3 protein-coding genes are annotated in these 5,057 nt (G+C 36.2%); all 3 read right to left on the bottom strand.

The genetic code is table 11. The features are described 5' to 3' along the window. Positions 1 to 1,989 (bottom strand): two-component regulator propeller domain-containing protein (locus ABY905_RS13935; protein ID WP_372644908.1); only part of this gene is annotated, 1,989 nt, incomplete at its 3' end. A gap of 342 nt (positions 1,990 to 2,331) precedes the next feature. Continuing rightward, the gene (locus tag ABY905_RS13930; protein ID WP_372644907.1) at positions 2,332 to 4,389 is read right to left on the bottom strand and encodes a hypothetical protein; all 2,058 of its coding nucleotides are present in this window, start codon (positions 4,387 to 4,389) and stop codon (positions 2,332 to 2,334) included. A gap of 250 nt (positions 4,390 to 4,639) precedes the next feature. Next, on the bottom strand, positions 4,640 to 5,057 hold a 418-nt coding region (locus ABY905_RS13925; protein WP_372644905.1), incomplete at its 5' end, for a hydrolase.

Here is a 5,057-nt window from a genome sequence, read left to right as displayed (position 1 = left end):
TGCTTGATTGACTTCGCCAAAGAAAATTACCGAATCTCGAGGACTAGTGAGGCTTACTTCACGAATTAAAACCTGAAAATCGGAATCGTATCGTTTTGTTATGGAAGGGTTATAATGTACAAAGCCTTGCTCGGTACCAATCAACACATTTTTCCGATCGTATGTGTAAGCATTCTCAAAAGCATTTGTAAAGGCATCCTTCAATGAAACAAATGGCTTGCTAATCATCTCATAGGAATTCCCTATTTGTCGCTTTAACAAGCCCATATTTCCTCCTTGAAAGAACCAAACATCTCCATTATCATCTTCAATCAATTTACTAACTCTCCCCTCAGATCCTAATAAGTCATTTAGATATTTATGCTCACCAAAGCGATCTAATTCGGGCTGATATTTATAAAAACCATTGGGACTTGAAAAAACAATTTCATCACGTATCTTCTGAACATTAATATTCAGATGAGAGTTAAAACCATCATTCTCATCATAAAATCTATAATTTACACAGGAATCCAAAGTTGGATTCAAAAAGATATGGTAAACACCCTTGTAACCATGACACATCCATATTGAATTGTCATCGTCCCATATCATTTCACGAGACGATTCATTAAAACCACCAATTTCTTTCACAAACTGCCATTTCCATTGACTCTTTGCCGTTTTCTCGAACAGGACCAATCCTGAATAGGTCCCCCCTATCATTTGGTTTGGAAATTCTTCTTTATACAAATACTGCCATCCCCCTTCAATATCAGAAATCAAATTAGCCTGAGTCTTTTCAATTCGGAAAGTGCCTTTATTGTGTCCGCAAATCAACTCCCCACCAACCACTTTTAAAGACCAAACCTGCCCTGTTGTATTTTTAACCAATTCCAAATCATCTGCTTCTAACCTTAGATTTGATTTATTAGGAAGTGCTTTACAAAATAATCCCATATTAGTACCTAGATAAAGGTAATTATCATAAACAATAGAAGTATATCCTGTACCGATATCCCGATTCGTTTTCAAAAGAGACAAAGGAGAGCTAATCTCCAAATAATCAATTCCATTATCGAGACCCAACCAAAGATTTTCTTCCTGATCCTGAAAAAGGCATAATATGGTATTGTTTTGCAAGCCCTTATCAGAATTAATATGCTGAACCAAATGTCCAGATTTATCGAGTATATATATCCCATTTACGACACTTCCAAAGGCATAAAAGCGATCGCCAAGCGAAATACCTGAAAATAACTGATCCTTTTCAAATATCTCATTAAGTGAGGCATCCCAAATTTGGACCTTATCTCCGTCAAACATAAACAGACCAGACGTAGCCGTGGCAATAATCATAGAATGATCAGAATAAGGCAAAATGCTCACAATCTCAAGATCCTTAAAAAATCCACCACCGCTAACCTGCTCAGCTTTCTGCTTGTCCCACAAGCATAAGCCTTTTTCTTTCTCCTGTATAAATAACTGATTTCCCAACATAAAACTATAGTGGAACTCAGTTTCGCTATTGAAGGTTGTAATTTTACCATCTTTATAAAATAAGACCTTTTGAAAGGAATGAAAAAGGATGCCATCTTCATAGGGGAAAATTTGCCAAATCTCAGAAAAATCGCGCTCTGCCTCAGGTATTAAATCGACAAGAGAGTGATAGCTTAGTTTTCCCTGATGATCGGGTTCCAAATACCCAAATTCGTTATATGCCCCCACATAAATCCTTTGTAAACTATCAACAGCCAGAGATCTTACTACAGAATTATTGGGCATGGGAATCAAGCGCCACGAATTACCATCAAATTCCAAAACCCCATCGTTATTGGCAAAATACATCAAGCCATTCGAAGTCTGAACCATATTCCAATTCTGAGAACCTCCTTTATATTCCCGTTTAGAAAAACTACGAATAAATGGAATTCCAACACTTTTAATCTCCGCAAAAACACTGCTAGTAATAAAACAAAAGATTAAACTTAAACCGATGATTTTTCTCACAATAAAACAATTTTAGGATCAGAACATTCTGTTATATTAGGAAAACAGTCACAATAAACAGAAAGATTATATATGTAAAGAATATATTAATTGAAGAACAATTGACTCTCGGGACACGAGAATAGTATGGCGACTTCCTACTTCCTTAACTTTGGAAAAAAGGAACGGGCATTATAAGATAGGAAAAATAATATGAATCCTAATCAATAACAAAAATATGTCAGATTAATTAAGTGAAATTTGTTGGGAAAATTTTCACCCTAAAATCAAAAATCATCCTAGGTCAATCAAAAAAAGGGCATTCCGTTTGGAATGCCCTTTTAAAATTATATTCTAAGTTGATTAGTTTTCTAACTTCTTTAATGATTCACTAGCGGCCTGAATCAATGGCTGAGTAGATAGTTTACTACCTGTAGCCTCTATCATCCACTGGTTAGGTGTTAATTTACCTTGCTTAAAGATACGATCAACCTCATTAGGGAAACTTCTACCTTTAAGTTGTTCCTCTAATTGAAATTCAATAACATTACCAAAAGCATAGTTCGATAGATATAAAGGACTATTCAACATATGTGAATAAACAGCTAAAATAGTCTGATCTTTTATTCCATAAACAGGCGCATAGAACTCATTCCAAACCTCTTTGGCAATCTGCATAGTTGCATCACGAAGCTGAGCTGCATTGGCTTCAGGGTTTTCATACAACCACTTCCAAACACGGATATCAAGAACCGATACACCCATAATTTCGTATGCACTCCAGAATAAATCTAGTTTCTTTAAAGCATCTTTCTGATCAGATTCATCATTTCTATCTAAAAGTAGCATGTCTCTCTTTTGAAAGATGAAAGCTAGAGCCTCAGTAAATGCAGTATTTGGCACACCATTCATAATAAAATTATCAACATCATACAATGAAATTGTTTGCTCAACATTGTGACCAAATTCATGAATCGCAATATTATAGCCTTTATAATCCATTCCTTTGGCACCAATTCTAGTACGCAAATGAGCTTTCTGTCCTTTTTTAGCACCACCCCAAGCGTGCCCTGAACCTCTTGCTGGATCAACAGCAATATGATCTGCAAGGAATTTAGCTCGGTCTTTTCCGTAACCTAATTTTTCTAATAAATTAGAAAGATCAGCTTCTAAAGCAGGAGCATTAGGATACAATTTTCTAGTCTGTGCATCAAGCTTCGACTCATCCATACCACTACGAGCTTTGAAACCATCGTACCAAATATCAAATGGCTGCAAGTCACGTCCCAATCTATTCTTAATAAGCTCACCTACTTTTTTAGTTTCTTCCGATTTTAAGAAATCAGTAAAGATCTTCTCCGTGTTTTCGTGCGAAATCTCCTTTGCTCCTGCATACTGTCTTTTAATAAAGGTATTCTGATCAGGATAGTAGGGGTCAATTTCCTTATTCGCGTGGAAATTATTCAATATCTGCTGGTATCTCTCATTTGGCTCTGGAGTAGCCTCAATAGTTTTACAATTCTGGTAGACCACATTTGTATAGGGATCCCATTCGAAATCGCCACTGTTAATTACCTTTTCAGGGATTTCTTGAGAAATAATACGTTGCATCACCTGATAGATAATCTTCTGCTTCTCAAGTCCATCTACCGAATTTGCATAGTTCGCTTTAATTTCGTCACGTAAGTTCCAGTGCGAAAGAAGAACCTTATCCTCTGGAAAAAAACGTTTATCATTAGCATCAGTCAAATGACCAACAAAGATGTTGTAGTCTGCAATATAAAGATCCGCTCCTGCAGCTGCATTATTCGCATTTTGCAATAGCTCCGCTGGAACTCTAGCCGTAAAATAATCACCTAAACGCGCATAAGCCCACTGCTGACGATTCCATTTCCCTGCCAAAGCTTCTTTCTCTTCAAGACTAAAAGGAGGAAAGTTTAGAGCAATAATGAATGCAATTTTATTCTTGTAAAAATCATCTTGCCAATGCGCATCAACACTATAAGCACCAAACTCATTATCGATAGCATGCTTCTCAAAAGTGTTTAAATGTACAGGCTCTAATAAATCCAGAGTGATCTTATTAAAATACCCTGTAATGATCTCGATATTTCGTGATATTTTATTGAAGACCAACACACGCTCATTTTTATCAGCAACGTAATTGGCTTCACAGAAAGTTTTAAAAACTTCAGCAGAGCCATCACTAGCAATCCATAGATTAGCCACATGTTTCACTCCTCTTGACAATAAACTCTCGTCAGCATTAGGGAATTTTGCTTTCAAAGCACAAACTGTTGCATCTACTGTCGATTTATCGATATTCGATTTTTCAACACTAGTTGTTTGGGTAGTCGTTTCGTTTGGTTGACAAGCCGCAAAAAATAAGGCCGTACATACAAACAGAAGTAGTTTTTTCATGATTATTAGATTTATAGCTCAGAAGAGCGTTTTGTTAGTTTGGATGATAAAGATAAAGCTTTACCAGATATTGAAATATGATAGGACTCAGTATTTTGAATTAATAGTTATGAATCGATATATACTGTAGTTTGATCTTCGACGCTAATTAAATATAATTTTGCATGATGACAGTAAGTATAAATCATAAGTGATCATTCACTTATCTGCGTCTAGATTATATTTATAATTCATAACTCCTAATTCATCACTAATCAACTCCTTTCAAGCCCAATTCTTCGGCAATTCCTTGCATAGCAGTTAATGTTCCTTCAATCAATTCCCCTCGTTCTATGCCTAACATTCCGGCACCTTTATCAATCGTTTCACGATGACAACCAGCTGCAAAGTTCTTTGTCTTCCAGGTTCGTTTTACCGATTTCACTTTTACATCCATAATAGATTTTGAAGGGCGTACTAATGCAGTCGCTGTGATCAGTCCTGTAAGTTCATCAATGGTATAAAGCGTTTTTTCTAAAAGCAAAATTGGCTCAACCTCTGTACAAGAGCCAAAAGCATGAGATTCAACCGCACGGATATAATCCTCAGGCCAATTAGCCTCTTCAAGTATTTCTCTAGTTTTAATGGTATGTCTATCAGGCGCAACTTCCCAGTCCATATCATGAACC

The organism is Ancylomarina sp., from assembly GCF_041555295.1.
GTDB lineage: Bacteria > Bacteroidota > Bacteroidia > Bacteroidales > Marinifilaceae > Ancylomarina.
Note: the sequence above shows the minus strand (reverse complement) of the source record. Positions and strands in the feature narration are given on the sequence as shown.